The organism is Kocuria sp. CPCC 205235 (genome assembly GCF_040980905.1).
Taxonomy (GTDB): Bacteria; Actinomycetota; Actinomycetes; order Actinomycetales; family Micrococcaceae; genus Kocuria; species Kocuria carniphila.
In genome coordinates this window covers 35,724-53,275 of record NZ_JAVKPR010000009.1, presented here as the reverse complement: position 1 = coordinate 53,275, position 17,552 = coordinate 35,724, and the positions used below count along the sequence as shown (strand labels likewise).

The following is a 17,552-nucleotide window of genomic DNA, read 5'->3' as shown; positions in this document are numbered from 1 at the left end:
TGTTAATTCGAAAAAACTCATATCGTCGCTCTTCTCTTGGAGATTTCATACTGTGGTCGGATGTCGCCCGATGCCCACAAGAAATAGAAATAGAGTGTCGCCGATGCACACATAGTAATTCGAAGAGAGTCGAGTGAATGACCAAAGAGTCAAACAGCAGGAAGTTGGCAGGTGACCCCCAGCTAACGGGGGAATCCGGACAGCGTAACTTCCAGCTGCCCACCCCGGCACAAGAACGGGGTGCGCGCATCCTCACGTGGGTGTTCGCCATGGCCACGCTGCTCGGTCTCATCCTGACCGTCATGCAATGGCTGGCCGTCATTTCCCCGGTGCCGTACATGGTGCTGGGGGCGCTGAACCTGCCTGTCTCGCCCTCCCTGGCCTCGGTCGCACTGTTGGCCTTGGTCACGGGGGCGTTGATCCGCCGGAAGCGGATCGCCCTGGTCCTGGTCGCTGTGCTGCAGGTCCTGGGAGTGTTCGGATCGGTGTTGAATCTGTTGGACGCGGCCGAGGTCGGGATCCAGGAAACGCTGGCAGACCCACTGACCCGGGGCTTCTTCGTGATGGATGTGACCGCACTGGTGGTGGGCGTGACCACGTTGGTGTTGGCCTGGTGGATGCGAGCGGCCTTCCCTGGCCGCACCAGGGCCAGGAGCACCGTTGCCGCGATGGTCACGCTCGTGGTGGGTGCCCTATTCACTGTGGCCATGACTCACGTGATCCTGCTGATCTCCACGGAGTCGGCCAGCGATGACGGTCGTGTGCTCGTAGAAGCGATCAATCGGGGTCTGGGGATCTACTCACCCAACCCGCAGTTCAGGCACCAAGTGCCCGATTGGTTGCCCGGCCTGGTGTCGGTGCTGCTCGCGCTCACGTTGGTGGCCGCGGTGTTCATGTTCCTGCGTTCCAGCTCCAAGGAGACCACCTGGACGCCCCGGCAAGAAGTCGCGTTGCGCACCTTGCTCGCGCAGTCCGGGGATCAGGATTCGCTGGGCTACTTCGCCACTCGGCGCGACAAGAACGCCGTGTTCTCCCCGGATGGTCGCGCGGCCATCACCTATCGGGTCGTGGGGCAGGTGTGCCTCGCCTCGGGCGACCCGGTGGGCGACCGAGCGAGTTGGCCCGCCGCGGTGAAGGCCTGGCTGGGGCATGCCCGTTACTACGGGTGGACTCCGGCAGTCACGTCCGCCTCTGCGGACGGCGCCCGCGCTTTCGCGGCCCAGGGAATGGGTGTTCTGGTCATGGGTGACGAGGCTGTTCTGCATCCGGAGCGCTTCTCACTGGCCAATTCGTCCATGACCAACGTGCGCCGCGCGGTTCGCCATGCTCGGCAGCGTGGGCTGGAAGTCGAGATCAGTCGCCACGATGCACTGTCCGCGGAGGCGCTCGCGGAATTGGGCGTGCTCGCTGATCAGTGGTGCGGGGACGAACCGGATCGCGGGTTTTCGATGGCCTTGAATCGTTGGGGTGACCCGGCGGATGGGGATTGCACCGTGGTGGTGGCCCGCGACGAACAAGGTCAGGTCAAGGGTTTGTTGTCATTCGTGCCATGGGGGCGGCGCGGCCTGTCCCTGGACGTCATGCGACGCTCCCCGGACGCCCCCAACGGCACCACGGAACTGATGGTGTCCGAACTCATGACTTACGGTGCCGCTCGCGGAATTCGTGAGGTGTCCTTGAACTTTGCGATGCTGCGCGGTGTCTTCGCCGATGCCGAAGAGCTGGGCGCCGGCGTGATCACGCGCTTCAACTCGTCGGTGCTGGGATTCCTGGATCGCTTCTTCCAGCTCGAGAGCCTTTACCGCGCCAACGCCAAGTACCTCCCCGAATGGTTCCCGCGTTACGCGTGCTTCGACAGTGTCCTTTCGTTGCCTCGCATGGCGTCCACCACCGCGCAGGTCGAAGGATTCCTGCCGTCGCCGTTCGTGCGTTCCGCACCGGATCGGCAGCTCGACGACGCCGCTCTGGCCGCCATTCGCGAGCTCGATCACGAACCGCCACGCTTGCGTGAACTCGCACCGCGGCGATCGCAGCAGACCCGTCATCGTTTGCGCCACGCGCGAGCGCTCGCGGAAGCCGGCATCGCACCCTATCCGGTGGGTTTGACCCCGGCGGAGTCCGTGGCTCAACTGATGGCCGAGCGTGAGGCGGGTGAGGCGGCGTCGTCGTCCCCGGTGCGTGTGAGCGGCAGGATCCGCAAGCTCCGTGACCACGGCGGCGTGCTGTTCATGGACCTCACGGACGCGGGGCGCACGGTGCAGGTGGTGCTCGACCGCGAGCGCATGGACGATACCTGGAGCGTGCTGCGCGTCAATCTGGATTCCGGGGACCTGGTGGTCGTGGACGGTGACTGGGGTGTCTCGCGCAATGGCACGGAATCCGTGCTCGCGCGGCACCTGACCATGGCGTCCAAGGCGCTGCAACCGGTGCCGTGGGAGAGCTTCGAGGACCCGGAGGCGCGGTTGCGCAAGCGGTCGACCGATCTGTTGGTGCACCCCGGGAAGCTGGAACTGCTGAAGCAGCGCTCGCTGGCCATGGAAACGGTGCGCGACTACCTCACGGATCAGGGATTCCGCGAGGTCGAAACTCCGGTGCTCAACACGGTGCACGGCGGTGCGTCCGCCAGGCCGTTCAAGACGTTCATCAACGCGTACGGGATGGACCTGTCGCTGCGGATCGCGCCGGAACTGTATTTGAAGCGGCTGTTGGTCGCGGGGGCGGGGCCCATCTTCGAGATTTCGCGTAACTTCCGCAACGAGGGCGCGGATGCCACGCACAACCCGGAGTTCACCTCGCTCGAGGCGTACCTGCCCTACTCGGACTACATGGACATGAAGCGGCTGACGGAGGCGCTCATCAAGCAGGTGGCCGTAGCGCTCCACGGATCCGCGGTGCTGCCACTGCGCGACGTCCGCGATCCGGAGGCGGCTCCCGTGCTGACGGATGTGTCCGGACCGTGGCCGGTCGTGACCGTGACGGACGCCGTCAGTCGAGTGGTGGGGCGGGAGGTGAGCATCCACACGGATTTTGAAACGTTGTTGGCCATTGCGGCCGACTACGACGTGGAGATCGGACCCGGCATGGGTCCGGGCGCTGTCCTGGAGGAGCTCTATGGTGAGCTGGTCGAACCCCGCACCATCGAGCCCACGTTCTACTGTGATTTCCCGCTGGAGACATCGCCGCTCACCGCACCACACCGGACGGCGGAAGGGCTCGTGGAACGCTGGGACCTCGTGGCCAACGGCATGGAACTGGGTACCGCGTACTCGGAGATGACCGACCCCGTGGAACAGCGCCACCGGCTCACCGAGCAGTCACTCAAGGCTGCAGCCGGAGACATGGAGGCCATGGAGGTGGACGAGGACTTCCTGTACGCCTTGGAAACCGGTATGCCGCCCGCCGGCGGCCTGGGCATCGGTTTGGACCGGCTGGTCATGCTCATGACGGACACCACCATCCGCGACGTGTTGTCCTTCCCGTTCGTACGGCCGCAGAAGAACTGACGGACCGACATGGAGCGGGTGCTCAGAACCCCTTCAGTGAATAGGCGGCATTCTTGAGGGGTGCCCTCGGATGGGCTGTCGAATACCGTGGGAGCTGGGAGACAACCCGCTCCGCTGGAAAGGCTTGATGAATGCGTGTACTGGTCGTCGATGACGAGGTGGACCTCTCGGAGTCGCTGCGCCGTGGACTCACCAACGAGGGGTTCGTGGTGGACGTGGCCAACGACGGCGTCACCGGTGCGTGGCTGGCCCAGGAGAACCCGTACGACGTGATCGTGCTGGATCTCATGCTGCCCGGTAAGAACGGGTACACGGTCCTCAAGGAAATCCGTGCCGCCAAGAACTGGACGCCCGTGTTGATGCTCACCGCCAAGGACGGCGAGTACGACGAGGCCGACGCGTTCGACCTGGGCGCCGACGACTACCTGACCAAGCCGTTCAGCTTCATGGTCCTGGTGGCCCGGTTGCGAGCGCTCATCCGGCGCGGCGCCCCGGAGCGACCGGTCAACATCACCGTGGGCAGCTTGGAACTGGACCCGTCCCGGCACAAGGTCACCCGCGGGGACACGGTGATCGAACTGACCGCCAAGGAATACGTGATCCTGCAGTACTTCATGCAGAACGCGGAGACCGTGGTGTCCAAACTGCAGATCATGGACAACGCGTGGGATGCCGCGTTCGAGGGTTCGGAGAACATCGTGGAGGTCTACGTGGGGTATCTGCGCAAGAAGATCGACGTTCCCTTCGGCCTCAACACGCTGCAGACCGTGCGGGGTATGGGGTATCGACTGGTCGCGGATACCTCCGCGGCATGAGCATGTTGGGCGTGCGCCGGCGGTGGGGCGTGCGGCGCAAGACCACGCTCGCTGCGGCACTGCTCATGATCGTGGTGCTGTTGTTGGCGGGTGTGCTCCTGCTGGAAGTGCTCAAGCGCAACATTGTCTCCACCGCCCATGATCAAGCGGTGACCAGTCAGCAGCAGGTGCTCTCGCGTCTGGTGGACGGGCAGGAGACTCCCGAGAATCGCGTGATCTACGTGTGGTCCCAAGCGGACCCCGAGGATCTGCTGCGCGCGGTGGGCCAACCCGGTGTCCTGGTGCAGCTCACCGATCAGGAGGGCTCGGTCGTGGCCTCCTCACCCGCAATGACCGGGGACATTGATTTGAACTCACCGGCGCTCACCCCGGGTGCCACGTTCGAATCGCGCACCGACGACCAAGGCCTCCTGCGCATCCCCAACGATTTTGTATATGTCTCCGAAGGCATAGTGGTCAACGACGAACCCCACACCTTGGTGGTGGCCGTTCCCGTCAACCTGCAGACCAGTTCCCTCACCGTCGTGGCGGTGTTCGTGCTGGTGGTGGGCCCGCTCCTCGTGATCCTGGGCGCGCTGACCATGTGGTGGCTCACGGGCCGTTCCCTGCGGCCGGTCCGGCGCATCACCGACCAGGTGCGCACCATCGGCGGGTCCAATCTGGACGAACGCGTGGATGTGCCGCCCACCCGCGACGAGATTGCTCAGCTGGCCTCCACCATGAACGCGATGCTGGACCGGCTCCAGGCGTCGGATCAGGCACAACGGCGCTTTGTGGCCGATGCGTCCCACGAGCTGCGCTCGCCGCTGGCCACGTTGTCCACCACGCTGGACGTGGCCCGCAGCGATCCCTCCGGCGAGGCCTGGAAAGAGCTGTCCCCGGTGCTCGTCTCCCAGTCCCAGCGCATGGGTCAGCTCGTGCAGGACCTCCTCACCCTCGCCCGCGCGGACGACGCCGGCCTGGACATGCGCGTTGCCGACACCGACATGGACGAGGTGGTGTCGGACGAGATCGCCCGGATCCGACCCGCACTGGACCAGGAACTGACGGTCTACATCGAGCCGGTGCGCCTGCGTGCGGACGCCTCAAAGCTGCAGCACGTGGTGCGGAATCTGCTGTCCAACGCGGGTCGCCATGCTGAGTCGCTGATCGAGGTGCGGTTGAGCGCGACCGAGACGAATGCGGTGCTCACCGTGATCAACAACGGCGATACGATTGCCCCCGCAGATCAGAACAAGGTCTTCGAACGGTTCGTCCGCCTGGACGCTTCACGAGCCCGGGATACCGGTGGATCCGGATTGGGCCTGGCCATCAGCCGCGAGATCGTGCTCGCCCACGGTGGCACCATCGCGGTCGATGAGGACTCACACGGTCGCTGCCGCTTTACGGTGACCCTGCCCCTCCCGAAGGATGCTCCGTAGCCTCCACGGTGTGCGCCAATAGCCGCTCACTCGTCATGAACACGAGAGCAGCGGAAGCCACCGCGATGATGCGCGGAATGACCTCGCCCAGCAGATCCCGGGTGATGACGTCCGGGAGCAGCCACGTGCACAGGGCCGACACCGAGAAATAGGCCACCACGGCCGCAACGAACACCAGGATCCTGGCCGGGGTGGCGACGCCCTCGAAGAATTCGGGGCGGGAGTGATCGCGCTCGCCTCGCACGAGTCCCATGAAGGATTTGATCGGCACAATCCACTCCTTCGGTCCGCTCGGTGACTTATTGATTACCTCTGACGTCCTAATCTACCCCGGGGTAGATCGCTCTGACATGGCCGAATGGCCAGTCTTCCTGGGCTTTTGCCATCGACGCGGACGACGCCGCTCGGGTACCTTGCGCACGCAAGGTACCCGAGCGGCGTCGTCGGGCGGTGAAAAGCGGGGTTACGGGACGATGGTGAACTTGACCTGGCCGTCGCCGCCGCGTTCGGCGATGCGCAGCACCTCTGCCACCTGATCCAAGGTGTGGGTGGGGCCTAGGCAGTAGTCGACCTCGACCTCGCCGTCGTGGATGCGACGGACAGCCTCGTGGAAGGACTTGAGGCCGGGCTCGGACTGGGCGGCCACGGAACCCTGGAGGCGCACGCACTTGCGGAAGACCTCGAAGATCGGCACGAGAGTAGGTTCGAAGCTTTCGTACAGGCCGAACCAGCCCACGATGCCGCGGTTGGCCACGATGTCCACGGCCTGGGTGCGCAACTCATCGGAACCGACGGCCTCGATCACCAGATCCGCGCCGTTGTTGCCGGTGAGCTCGGAGACCACGGTGCCCAGGTCCTCGTCCGGGATCAGCACGGCGCGGGCACCCAGCTTGCGGGCGATCTCGAGGCGGGCAGGTTCCTTGTCCGAAATGATGACCTGGTCGAAACCGCGGCGCAGGGCGTCCTGCAGGAAGAACAAGCCCGCGGAACCGGCGCCCATGATCACGCACGTGCCCGCGGTGCGCGCGGGCACCTCGGTGGGCCAGTAGAGGTCGAACGCGTAAATGCACGTGCCCAGCTGCTGGGCCATCATGTAGCGGCGCATCTGGGTGAGATCGTTACTGTTCACGTCCGAGGGCAGAGCCACGGCGTGGTCGTCGTCGAGCAGCATGTACTCCGCGAACGCTCCACCGAACTCACCCGGGGGAACGCACAGCACTGTGGTGCCCACGGGGAACTTCTCGGAGTTGGACTCCGAAACGACACCCACGCCCTCGTGGCCCGGGTAGCCCGCGCGCTCCGGACCCTTGGGATGCAGCGTGCCGTGCAGGGCCGCGTGCAGATCCGAACCACAGACTGATGCCGCCGTCATCCGCACCACGAACGTGCCCGGCTCAGTGGCCTGCGGTTTGGGCCATTCACGCACGGTGATGACTCCGGTTTCCGGCACGTGGGTTGCGCGCATCTGGGGCTCCTTCGCTGGGGGAACTGCATGAAAATAACCGCTTCAACGGTACTTCATGGAGTAGCTTGGCCCCCTGGAGGGCGACGCTTTATATCACAACGTGATACATAGTTGTAGGCTAATCCCAATGTTACTTCCCCGCGCGTTCAAACCTTTCAGTACCCCGGCCTTCGCGGTGCTGGCCTTTGCCATGTGCATGAGCGTGTTCGGATCAGGACTGTGGGCGGTCGCCTTGGTCGCGAAGGTCATGGCCTTGGGCGGTTCGGCCGTGGATCTGTCCATGGTCACCGCGGCCGGTGCCTTGGGCGCGGTGGTTTTCGTCCTGGTGGGCGGGGTGACGGCAGATCGCGTGCGGCTGAATATCATCTTGCGATGCGTGGAAGCCACCAATTTTCTGACCGCTTCTGTGATCGTGCTACTGACATGGACCGGCAACCTTGCGATGTGGCACCTGGCGATCGCCGCGTTCGTGTTCGCAGGCTCCTTGGGATTCTTCTACCCCGCCTACTCGGCCGCACTGCCGAGGATCCTGCCGGCCAGTCAGTTGCTTGCCGCCAACGGTGTGGAGGGGACCGCCCGACCGCTCTTGCAGATCGCTGCCGGTCCCGCGGTGGGTGGCTTCCTCGCTGGCCTGGCTTTCCCAGCGCTCGCCGTGGTGGCCATTGCCGTGTGCCACGCCGCAGCGTTCGTCCTGATGATGTTTCTGCGCATCCCAACGAGCGGCAGGTTCGGGGAGGAGGAACCGCAAGGCTCCAACACGGCGCCGTCCACGTCCATCTTGCGTGATCTGGTGGACGGTTTCCTCTACTCGGTGCGCACTCCGTGGTTGCTTTGGACGCTCTTGTGGGCCATGAGCGCTGTGTTCTTGTTCATCGGCCCGCTCGAGGTGCTCGTCCCATTCCTGGTCGTGGACCGGCTGGGCGGCACGGTGGCCAGTTACGGTGCGATGCTCGGTCTGTACGGGGTGTCCATGGCGCTGGGTTCGATCATCACGGCATCCATGCCCCTGCCGCGCAATTACCTCACCACCATGATCTGGCTGTGGGGTTTCGGCACGCTGCCGTTCGGCCTGGTGGGCATGACCGATTCGTGGTGGGTCATGGCGATCGCGTTGTGTGTCTTCGGTGCCACGGGCGGCGCTGGTCAGGTCATTTGGGGCACTCTGCTGCAGCGCCGCGTCCCCGTGCACATGCTTGGGCGCATCTCATCCCTGGACTTCTTCGTGTCCCTGTCGCTCATGCCCGTATCCATGGCGGTGGCGGGACCGGTTTCACAGGTCCTGCCACCCGAGGCGATCTTCTGGGGCGTGGCCATCGTGACGCCTCTGCTCGGCGTCATTGCGGTCTTCGCCGGTCGGATGCACAAGGACCAGGCAGAGCACCCGCTGCGCTAGTCGCCCACGCTCGAACGCGACGACGCCGCTCCCGGGACTTTCCGTACGAAAGGTTCCAGGAGCGGCGTCGTCAGCTATCTGACCAGTATCTATAACTGGATCAGTATGCTTTGTGGCGCTGCTCCACGATCAGGTGGATGAGCGCGAACGTGCCCTGCTCGTCAATGGCCTTGAAGGCTTCCTCGAGCGCACCCGGGATCTCGGACTCGCGCTCCACGCGCACGCCAAAACCACCGAACGAGGTGGCCATGCCCGCGAAATCCGGGTTCGTCAACTGGGTACCGGACACGCGCTTGGGGTACTGCTTCTCCTGGTGCGTGCGGATGGTGCCGTACTCCTGGTTGTCCATCACGATGACCAACGGCGTGGCGCCGTACTGCGCGGCGGTGGCCAGCTCTTGACCGTTCATGAGGAACTCACCGTCACCGGCGATCGAGATCACTCGGCGGCCCGGGTAGTTCAGGGACGCTGCCACGGCGGAGGGTACCGAGTACCCCATGGAACCGTTGCGCGCCGAAATCATGGACGCGTAGCCATTGGTCGGGAAGTATCGGTGCGCCCAGTTGGTGTGCTCTCCGGCGCCGAAGGTGACCATGGCGTCCTCCGGCAGGTTTTCCACCAAGTTGGCCATCATGGTGTCCATGGTGGCCGGGCCGTCCTCCGGGTGGGTGTCCTTTGGCTCGGCGAAGTCGACCTGCTGCTGCCGCATGCGACCACACCAGTCCTTCCAGCCGTCCTTGACCGGGAGGTCCATGCGCACCAGGTCGCGCACGAATACGTCCGGCTTGGCCACGATCTGATGCGAAACGGCACCGGAACGGCCGCGCATGGACGGGTCCATGGTCACGATGAAGTTCTTCTTGGACCAGTCCTGACGCACCAGGAAACCGTCCGTGATCACGTCACCGGGCACGGTTCCCACGAAGACGAGCAGGTCAGTTTCTTCCAGCAGGTCGTAGGTGGGTCGCGGGCGGCCATAGCCGATGGGGCCCACGTAGGACGGGGAGTTGAACGGCACGGTACCCTCCGTGCGCCACTCGGCTGCGGCGGGGATGTGATGTTCCTCGAGCCACTGGGTGAACTTCTGGGCGCCCTCGTGGGTCCAGTCGTTACCGCCGGTCACGAACAGCGGCTTCTCGGATTCCTTGAGCGCGCTCTCCAGAGCCTTCCAGTCGGTCACGGTCATACCGCCACCAGCAACAGGAATCCGCGGGTGCAGGGTCGCGTCGATCTCGCGCGTGATGACGTCCTCGGGCAAACCGACCACCACGGGACCGGGGCGGCCGGACGCCGCTGCGAACATGGCCTCGGCGACATATTCGGAGGCGCGCTCGGCGTGGTCCAGGACCATCACGCGCTTGGCGCCAGAGCCGAACCACTGGTGCGGATCGAACTCCTGGAACGCCTCCTTCTCGCGATGTTCGAAGGGGATCAGCCCCACGAACAGCACCATGGGAGTGGAATCCTGCCACGCGGTGTGCAGGCCCACGTGAGCGTTGGCGGCACCGGGGCCACGGGTCACCATGGCTACGCCGGGCACGGTGTTCATCTTGCCGTCGGCCTCGGCCATGTACGCGGCGCCGCCCTCGTGGCGGGTGATCACGGTATTGATGGGGGACTTGTACAGGCCGTCCAGCACATCCAGGTAGCTCTCGCCGGGCACGACGTACGCGCGTTCCACGCCGTGGGCGACCAGGGAATCCACGATCACGTGGCCGGCCGATTTACGTCCTGCTGTGGACTGTTCCGAAGAAGATTGGGTCACCGTGAGGTCCTCATTTCGCCATTGAAAAGTCGTGAAGATTGTGGGCGATTCCACGGGGATCGTCCGCGAATATCAGACTCGAAACTACCCGAGAACGCCCGGGGTGGGGGTATCGGAGCGGCATATTTGTTAATCCGACAAACTATGACCCTCCCGCAGCCACGCGCGGAAGGCAGCGGGTACGACGTCGCCCCGGTCCCGTACACGCGTACGGAACCAGGGCGATCGGATCGGGTGGGATAAAGCGTCAGTCGTGCATGTCCTCGAGCTCCACACCCTTGGTCTCGGAGACCATCTTGATGGTGAAGATCAGCGAGACCACCGCGAAGAACGCGTAGATGCCGTAGGCCAGACCCAGCGAGAAGTTGGACAGCGCCGGGAAGGTGACGGTGACGGCCCAGTTGGCGATCCACTGCACGGCACCGGCCACGGCCAGTGCGGCACCGCGGATGCGGTTGGGGAACATCTCGCCCAGCAGGACCCACATGAGCGGACCCCACGAGACACCGAAGAAGATCACGAACAGGTTGGCAGCGATCAGGGCGACCGGACCTGCCACGGGGCCGAGCACCGGCGTGAGCTGACCGTCCACCATGACTTTGCTGGCGGTGGCGAAGACAATGGCCAGGGTTGCGAGCGAAACGGCCATACCGGTGGAGCCAATGAGCAGCAGAGGGCGGCGGCCCACCTTGTCCACCAGGAAGATGGCCACGATGGTTACCAACACGTTGGTCACGGAGGTGGCGACCGAGATCACGAACGAATCGGACTCCGAGAAGCCCACCGACTCCCACAACACGTTGGAGTAGTAGAAGATCACGTTGATGCCCACGAACTGTTGCAGGGCTGCCAGGCCGATACCGACCCACACGATGGGCTTGAGACCACCCAGGGAACCACGCAGATCGCTGAAGCGGGGCTTGTGTTCCTTGTTGATGGTTTCGCGGATGCGGGCCACGCGCTCCTCGGCCACCTGATCGCCGTGGATGCTGGTCAACACGGAGCGAGCCTCGTCATCACGGCCGCGGGACACCAGGTAACGCGGGGACTCGGGAATGGTGAACGCGCCGATGCCGTACATGACAGCCGGGATGGCCATGACCAGGAACATCCAGCGCCAGGCCTCGAGACCCAGCCACAGCTCGTTGGCTGCCCCGCCGGCCCAGTAGGCCAACAGGGCGTCAATGAGCAGCGACAGGAAGATACCGAGCACAATGCCCATCTGCTGCAGCGAGCCCAACCGGCCGCGCAGGTGCGCAGGGGAAACTTCGGCAATGTAGGCGGGGGCGATCACGGAGGCCACACCCACACCCACACCTCCGACCACGCGGAAGATGACCAGCGTGGTGATGTCATTAGCCAGGCCACAACCGATCGCTGAGGCCAGGAACAGGACCGCGGCGATCTTCATGATCAGGATGCGACCGGTGCGGTCCGCAATGCGGGCGCCGAAGAAGGCACCCACCGCGGCACCCAGCAGTGCCGCTGCCACCGCGAAGCCCAGGGGACCCGGACCCACGTCGAAGCGGGATTGGATGGAGGACACCGCGCCGTTGATCACGGCGGAGTCGTAACCGAAGAGCAGGCCACCGAAAGCAGCGACCGTTGTGATTCTGATGACCGCGCCGGTGTTTGCGTCGTGACGCTCGGACGGTACTGCGTGCGCTGCTTGGCTCATCGCGCAGCTCCCTTGCTGTAACGAAGTAAGAATGCAGGCCCCAGGGCATAGGACGCTGTGGGGACGGTAACCGGAAGTACGCTTGCCGGTAGTGGATCAAGATTAGGACCCGGATCACTAAATGTCCATGTCTTGAACACAAAAAACGTGGGTGTGTCTTAAACGGTGAGAGAAACGTTCTCGAGCGCCATGATCAGCGCCCCGGTGAGGTGCGCTTCCGGGCCGAGTTCAGCGGCGGTGATCGCGAGGTCCCGGGTGCAGCCTTGTACACCGTAGCGAGACACGATCTCCCGTAGCGGAGCCAACAGCAGATCACCCGCGCGGGCCAATCCGCCACCCACGACCACGAGCTCCGGATTGATGAGATTGCACAGGTTCGCCACGGTGGTGCCCAGGGTGCGACCGGTGTCCCCGATGACGCGAGCACAGCCGACATCCCCGGCCAGAGCGGCGTCGACAACCTGAGCGACCGTGAGATCGGGGCCGCGGGTGGCGCCCAGGAGGGTGAGGACGGCCTCGGACGAGATGAACGTTTCCAGGCATCCGCGGTTGCCACAGCGGCAGACGTCACCCTGCTCGTCCAGGGTCATGTGCCCGAGCTCCCCGGCGGAACCGGTGGCTCCTCGGAACAGTCGGCCGTTGAGGATCAGGCCGGCACCCACGCCGTGGGAGACCTTGATGTAGGCCATGTTCTGGGCGGTGCGTCCGGCGCCCTGGGAGAACTCACCCACCGCCCCGGCATTCGCATCATTTTCCACGGCCACCGGGAGTCCGAGTCGGCCGGAGGCAGCGGCACGGACATCGGTATCGGCCCAGGCCGGAAGGATGGCCCCGGCGCTCACCACGCGTCCTTCGAGGTCTACGGGGGCCGGCACGGTCAATCCGGCGGCGAGTAGTTTTACCCGAGGAATCTTCAGCTTCCGAACCATGGCGTCCAAGGTGGAATCGGCCGTGTCCAGCACTTCGGTGACCGAATGGCCTCGGGGCAGATCAAATCGCTGACGAGCCTTGATGTCCTGATTGAGATCCGCCACGGCCACGGTGAGGTGGCGGTGGCCCACATCGAGGCCCACCACGAAGCCGGCGTTGTCGCTGAACCGGACTAGCTGCCCACGGCGGCCCCCGTGTGACGAATCCATAGCCAGCACTCCCGCGGTCACCATCTCGTGCACGATGGAGGACACCGTGGACGGCGCCAGGGCTGTTTCGCGCGCGATGGTCGCCTGCGTGGTGGTACCCAGTGCGCGCATGGCATCGATCACCCGGCGCTGATTGGCCACGCGCAAAGACGTCTGTGAGCCCGGGGCCGCTTCGAAGGGGGCGGACGTGGAGTGCAGGGACATCGTCGTCCTCGATTTCCTGTGAAGATTCTCTTGCACCGGAGTGTAGCCCGTCTTCAACTATCGAAGACAAAGCTCCTGATTGACAGAGGTTCGGACTAATTAGGCGTGGTTGGCTCTCGGACGAGTGCTCATAGCCCCTTGGCCCTACGGCGACTAAGTCACACGAGAAAGGAACCGCGCCGACACGAAGCGCGCGGCGCGGTTCCTCACGGTGCGGTCACGGTGCCGCGTGAAACAGCTTGGGCTCAGGCCTCGTCGAACAGGCGAAGTGCCATGGCCGTGTGGGTCACGGCGGCCCCGGCGCGCAGACCTGCGGCGACCATGCCCGCTTCCACGATCTGCTCGCGTGTGGCACCGGCGGCCTTGGCCTTCTTGGTGTGCACTTCGAGGCAGTAGGGGCACTGGGTGGTCAGGGCGACACCGATGGCGATGAGCTCACGGTTCAAGGGGTCGATGTGACCGCCCTCGCGACCGATGGCCGCGTCGAATGTCGCGAATTTGGTGAACTCCTCGGGTGCAAGCTTCTTCAGCTCACCCAGGAGCTTGAGGTCTTCCGGAGAATGGTAGTGATCAGCCATGAGTCATCCTGCTTTCTGTGATTACCGGTACTGACTCCCTCAGTCTGCGGTCGCGGGGGTGGCGTTGGCCAGCAGTTGACGAACCTGGTCAGGTGCATCCGAATCCGCCGCGATGAAATGGGTGTTCTTGGTGACCACCGTGGGAACCGTGGAATTGCCATCGTTGAGGGAGGCTACGTACTCCTTGGCCGCCGGATCTTCCCAGATATTGATCCACGTGGCCTTCTGGCCGTCCTCACCCAATCCGTATTCAAGGCGCTCACAGAATGGGCACCCGGGACGCCAGTAGATGGCCACGCCGTTGTTGTCGATGTGCTTGAGTGCGTCGTCTTGCGAAACCTGTGGGTACTGGGGATTCTCGGGCACGGTGGCTCCTGGGATCGAGGTGGATTGGGTCAGTTCAGAGTTATAACGGCAGAGTAGATGAGTCGATTCCGAACGACGTCATAATTGTCGCGAACAGCACATTCCGATAAGAGAATACAAACGAAGAAGGGTTCATTACATTTTTTCGTTTCACGTGAAACCTCCAGGCTCACCGGCTCTGGTGCGCGATTTCAGCAATCACTCGGTGATGAGTGACACCATGGATCTATGACCTATCCGGCGCAGAAAACTTCCCCCTCGCCGGGCGGGTCCCCGTGGCGCTTGCCGCAACTGCGACACCGAGTGGCCGTACCTCTGGTCACGGTGTTGTTGGTTGCGACCGTCGGTCGATTGCTGGTGGTCTCACCGGAAATCACGCACGGGGAGACCGCGTTGCTCGAGGGGCTTGTCCAATATCGCAACGCAGTATTCGACGCCATTGCCATGGCGGTCCAGGCTGTGCTCTCCAATGCGGGCATTGTATTGATCATCGCCATGATCACCGGGTGGCTCGCCGTCTTCCGGCGACGACCCCTGGACGCCACCGCGTTCCTCATCACGTCCCTCATGGGTTGGGCCACGATCGGTCTGGTCAAGGTCGCTGCAGAGCGCCCACGCCCGTCTTTGATGACCGGTGATCAACTTCTGGCGCTCGACGGCGCCACGTCCTTCCCGTCGGGACACACTGGTGGCGCACTCGCGATCGTGTTGGCTTTAACACTCGTGAATTTCCGCTCTTCCAAACACAACCGAATTCTATTGTTCGGTCTTGCGTTTGTGGCTCTCGTTGGACTCAGCCGTATATACGCAACCGCGCATTTTCCGCTTGACGTGCTGGTTTCCATCCCGGTGGCGTGGGCTGGTGTGATGATCGGCTGTGCAGTATCGAATGCTTTGGTGCCAGCTCTGGCCTATGGATTCGGCTGGACACAGAAAGATGTCACGGTGCCTGCGCCGGGATCCAAGCGTGCGACCAGCACCGTGACTGGCGAACGAAGCGCAACTGGCGCGACCGCGGCGTCGTCGTGGGAAGCGCCCGTGACCGCACAGCAAAGCCGCCCGACCTTCGACCTCAACGAGGCGGAGGAAGACCGGGCGGCCTAGTAGCTGCTGGGCGAATCAGTCGTCCACGGTGTACCCGGCCTTGACGCACAGCACCGGGCAAGTGGCCTCCAGCAGGATGCGCTGAGTGGTGGGCGCCATGATGAGCTTGCCCACCGGCGTGCGCTTACGCGTTCCGATGACCAGCAGCTCGGCAGTGACGCGTTCACACGCGTCCAGGATGGCGTCCGCGGGGTCGCTGTCCGGGTGGACGGACACCAATTCGTGATCGATGCCGCTCTCGGCCAACAGCTCCTGGTCTTCGGCGGACGCCGCCGGTGATTCCTGTTCGGCGGGACGTCCGAAGCGTTGCTTGGGTGCGGGTGCCTGAACGATGACCAGTTTGCTGGAACGTAGTTTTGCTTCGCCGATGCTGGCCCGCAGTGCGGCGCGTCCGGCGGGGGTCGGTAGGTAGCCGACGACAATGCTCATGGGTGTCTCCCTGGTACGTGAGGAACGAATGCTTTAGCGGTCGGTGTCTTCCAGGTGTGCGAGATCTTCCGGGTGGTGGAAGCGGGTGCGGCGGCCGGTGAACAAACGGTCGTAGAGGAAGTTCAGCAGCCAGAGCAGCACGCCCAGCCCAATGAGTATCACGGCAATCTGGTACTCGATGGGGTCCTGCGCCCACGGGCCCAGAAGGTAGGCACAGGTGATGGTGCCCAGGTAGGGCAGGACCTTGGGAGCGTGGAAGTACGCGTGATCCTCCTGTGACTTGTCACGGCGCAAAATGATCGCCGCAATGTTGACCACCGTGAACACGGCCAGCAACAGCAATGCCGTGGTGCCGCCCAGGGCTGAAGCCGTTCCCTTACCCATGAAGTTGTTGACGATCAGGATGAGGGCCATGCCCAGCACGGTGGTGAAGATGATGGAGGTCCACGGCGTACGGCGCTCCGGGAGCACCTTGCCGAGGATCCCGGGAATCACACCCTGGCGCGCCATGCCGTAGAGCAAACGGGATGCCATGAGCATGTTGATCAGCGCGGTGTTGGCCACGGCGATGATGGTCAGGAACGGGTAGATGGAGTCGATCGGAATACCCGGTGCGCCGATACGTACCACGTCCAGCAACGGGGTGGTGGATTCACCCAGCTGACCGATGGGCACGATGGCCACGGTGAAGATCGAGACCAGCACGTAGACCACCAGCGTGATGCTCAGGCCCAGCAGCATGACGCGAGGGAAGTTCCGAGTGGGGTCCTTGGTCTCCTCGACCATGTTGACCGAGTCCTCGAAGCCCACGAACGAGAAGAACGCCAAGGAGGTTACCGCGGTCAGGGCCATGAAGATGCTCTTGTCCTCGGAGGTTTCGAAGACCACGGTCTGGCTGAAGTCCGCATTGCCCTGAGATGCGGCCCAGAAGCCCACCAGGATCACGATCAGCAGGCCCGTGAGTTCGATGCACGTGAGCACCACGTTGAGTTTCACGGATTCGGACACACCGCGCAGGTTGATGAGAGCCAGGATGCCCAGGAACACGATGGCTACCACGGAGATACCGAACGGGCTCAGCTCCAGGTGGAAGCCCTTAGCAAAGTTGGATGCTACTGCGGACGAAGCGGTAGCGGCAGATGTCAGGCCGGAGCACAGCACGGCAAACGTCACCAGGAAGGTGATGAAGTGGATGCCGAAGGCCTTGTGCGTGTAGAGAGCTGCGCCCGAGGCACCCGGGTACTTGGTGACCAGCTCCAGGTAGGAGAACGCGGTGATGGTGGCCACCGCGAAAGCGATCAGGATGGGTGCCCACGCAGCACCGCCGATTTCGCCGGCGATATTGCCGGTCAGAGCGTAGACGCCGGTGCCCAAGATGTCGCCCACAATGAACAACAGCAGTAGTCCAGGTCCCATGACCCGTTTCAGTTCGTGGGATTCACCGGTTTTCGGATCGTTGCCTTTGACTCCCGCCGACGACGCAGTGGCACCTTGGCCGGGGGACGTTTCGTTGCTCATGAGGACCTCTTGCTACAAGGGGGCGCTGTCCACAATCCGAGGTGAGATCAGGGACTGTGAGGCGGTGCCGAACGTAATTGTTACGTGAGGTCAATGTAGGCGATTCACGTCACACTTCATAGGGCAACACGATGTGCAGAACGCCCCGCGCCTCTCGAAGAGGTGCGGGGCGTT

The 17,552-nt window shown here is 63.7% G+C and carries 14 protein-coding genes; 5 read left to right on the top strand and 9 right to left on the bottom strand.

Annotation, left to right across the window (positions count from 1 at the left end; genetic code table 11):
* Positions 1 to 137 precede the first annotated feature (137 nt).
* From lysX to RF638_RS08210, 3 genes are all read left to right on the top strand, one after another.
* A complete protein-coding gene (gene lysX / locus RF638_RS08220; protein WP_368841741.1) occupies positions 138 to 3,503 on the top strand; it encodes a bifunctional lysylphosphatidylglycerol synthetase/lysine--tRNA ligase LysX in 3,366 nt (1,121 codons plus the stop codon).
* A 131-nt stretch (positions 3,504 to 3,634) separates the two neighbouring features.
* Positions 3,635 to 4,318, top strand: a complete 684-nt coding sequence (locus tag RF638_RS08215; RefSeq protein WP_368841740.1) for a response regulator transcription factor — start codon at positions 3,635 to 3,637, stop codon at positions 4,316 to 4,318.
* Positions 4,315 to 5,739, top strand: a complete 1,425-nt coding sequence (locus tag RF638_RS08210) for an ATP-binding protein (protein WP_129700161.1) — start codon at positions 4,315 to 4,317, stop codon at positions 5,737 to 5,739. Before RF638_RS08215 ends, RF638_RS08210 begins: the two co-directional genes overlap by 4 nt.
* Here the strand turns inward: RF638_RS08210 and RF638_RS08205 are convergent.
* Positions 5,702 to 6,010 (bottom strand): hypothetical protein, encoded by a 309-nt coding sequence (locus RF638_RS08205; RefSeq protein WP_095797223.1) that lies wholly within the window; start codon positions 6,008 to 6,010, stop codon positions 5,702 to 5,704. The genes RF638_RS08210 and RF638_RS08205 overlap by 38 nt on opposite strands.
* 192 nt (positions 6,011 to 6,202) lie before the next feature.
* Positions 6,203 to 7,204: a zinc-binding dehydrogenase gene (locus RF638_RS08200; RefSeq protein ID WP_095797224.1), complete on the bottom strand. Its 1,002-nt coding sequence runs from the start codon at positions 7,202 to 7,204 to the stop codon at positions 6,203 to 6,205.
* A gap of 127 nt (positions 7,205 to 7,331) precedes the next feature.
* Here RF638_RS08200 and RF638_RS08195 point away from each other — a divergent pair, with 127 nt between their 5' ends.
* The gene (locus RF638_RS08195) at positions 7,332 to 8,597 is read left to right on the top strand and encodes an MFS transporter (protein WP_095797225.1); all 1,266 of its coding nucleotides are present in this window, start codon (positions 7,332 to 7,334) and stop codon (positions 8,595 to 8,597) included.
* 100 nt (positions 8,598 to 8,697) lie between these two features.
* Here the strand turns inward: RF638_RS08195 and RF638_RS08190 are convergent, their stop codons facing one another.
* The 5 genes from RF638_RS08190 to RF638_RS08170 form a co-directional block, all read right to left on the bottom strand.
* Complete coding sequence (locus RF638_RS08190; RefSeq protein WP_095797226.1) at positions 8,698 to 10,362, bottom strand: thiamine pyrophosphate-dependent enzyme; 1,665 nt, start codon at positions 10,360 to 10,362, stop codon at positions 8,698 to 8,700.
* 247 nt (positions 10,363 to 10,609) lie between these two features.
* Positions 10,610 to 12,040: a sugar porter family MFS transporter gene (locus RF638_RS08185; protein WP_095797227.1), complete on the bottom strand. Its 1,431-nt coding sequence runs from the start codon at positions 12,038 to 12,040 to the stop codon at positions 10,610 to 10,612.
* Positions 12,041 to 12,198: 158 nt separating this feature from the next.
* A complete protein-coding gene (locus tag RF638_RS08180) occupies positions 12,199 to 13,383 on the bottom strand; it encodes an ROK family transcriptional regulator (RefSeq protein WP_368841738.1) in 1,185 nt (394 codons plus the stop codon).
* Positions 13,384 to 13,628: 245 nt separating this feature from the next.
* Positions 13,629 to 13,961 (bottom strand): carboxymuconolactone decarboxylase family protein, encoded by a 333-nt coding sequence (locus RF638_RS08175; protein ID WP_095797229.1) that lies wholly within the window; start codon positions 13,959 to 13,961, stop codon positions 13,629 to 13,631.
* A 39-nt stretch (positions 13,962 to 14,000) separates the two neighbouring features.
* Positions 14,001 to 14,327, bottom strand: a complete 327-nt coding sequence (locus RF638_RS08170) for a glutaredoxin domain-containing protein (protein ID WP_095797230.1) — start codon at positions 14,325 to 14,327, stop codon at positions 14,001 to 14,003.
* A gap of 357 nt (positions 14,328 to 14,684) precedes the next feature.
* Between RF638_RS08170 and RF638_RS08165 the strand changes: the two genes are divergently transcribed.
* Positions 14,685 to 15,431: a phosphatase PAP2 family protein gene (locus RF638_RS08165; RefSeq protein WP_254049302.1), complete on the top strand. Its 747-nt coding sequence runs from the start codon at positions 14,685 to 14,687 to the stop codon at positions 15,429 to 15,431.
* A gap of 15 nt (positions 15,432 to 15,446) precedes the next feature.
* Here RF638_RS08165 and RF638_RS08160 read toward each other — a convergent pair whose 3' ends face one another.
* Both RF638_RS08160 and RF638_RS08155 read right to left on the bottom strand, forming a co-directional pair.
* A complete protein-coding gene (locus tag RF638_RS08160; protein ID WP_095797232.1) occupies positions 15,447 to 15,860 on the bottom strand; it encodes a universal stress protein in 414 nt (137 codons plus the stop codon).
* 33 nt (positions 15,861 to 15,893) lie between these two features.
* The gene (locus tag RF638_RS08155; RefSeq protein ID WP_095797233.1) at positions 15,894 to 17,378 is read right to left on the bottom strand and encodes an APC family permease; all 1,485 of its coding nucleotides are present in this window, start codon (positions 17,376 to 17,378) and stop codon (positions 15,894 to 15,896) included.
* Positions 17,379 to 17,552: the final 174 nt, after the last annotated feature.

What these genes read in the sequence shown, in the direction of transcription:
- lysX (WP_368841741.1), top strand. Translation starts at nt 138, where the DNA reads ATGACCAAAGAGTCAAACAGCAGGAAGTTGGCAGGTGACCCCCAGCTA.
- RF638_RS08215 (WP_368841740.1), top strand. Translation starts at nt 3,635, where the DNA reads ATGCGTGTACTGGTCGTCGATGACGAGGTGGACCTCTCGGAGTCGCTG.
- RF638_RS08210 (WP_129700161.1), top strand. Translation starts at nt 4,315, where the DNA reads ATGAGCATGTTGGGCGTGCGCCGGCGGTGGGGCGTGCGGCGCAAGACC.
- RF638_RS08200 (WP_095797224.1), bottom strand. Translation starts at nt 7,204, where the DNA reads ATGCGCGCAACCCACGTGCCGGAAACCGGAGTCATCACCGTGCGTGAA.
- RF638_RS08195 (WP_095797225.1), top strand. Translation starts at nt 7,332, where the DNA reads ATGTTACTTCCCCGCGCGTTCAAACCTTTCAGTACCCCGGCCTTCGCG.
- RF638_RS08185 (WP_095797227.1), bottom strand. Translation starts at nt 12,040, where the DNA reads ATGAGCCAAGCAGCGCACGCAGTACCGTCCGAGCGTCACGACGCAAAC.
- RF638_RS08180 (WP_368841738.1), bottom strand. Translation starts at nt 13,383, where the DNA reads ATGTCCCTGCACTCCACGTCCGCCCCCTTCGAAGCGGCCCCGGGCTCA.
- RF638_RS08175 (WP_095797229.1), bottom strand. Translation starts at nt 13,961, where the DNA reads ATGGCTGATCACTACCATTCTCCGGAAGACCTCAAGCTCCTGGGTGAG.
- RF638_RS08160 (WP_095797232.1), bottom strand. Translation starts at nt 15,860, where the DNA reads ATGAGCATTGTCGTCGGCTACCTACCGACCCCCGCCGGACGCGCCGCA.
- RF638_RS08155 (WP_095797233.1), bottom strand. Translation starts at nt 17,378, where the DNA reads ATGAGCAACGAAACGTCCCCCGGCCAAGGTGCCACTGCGTCGTCGGCG.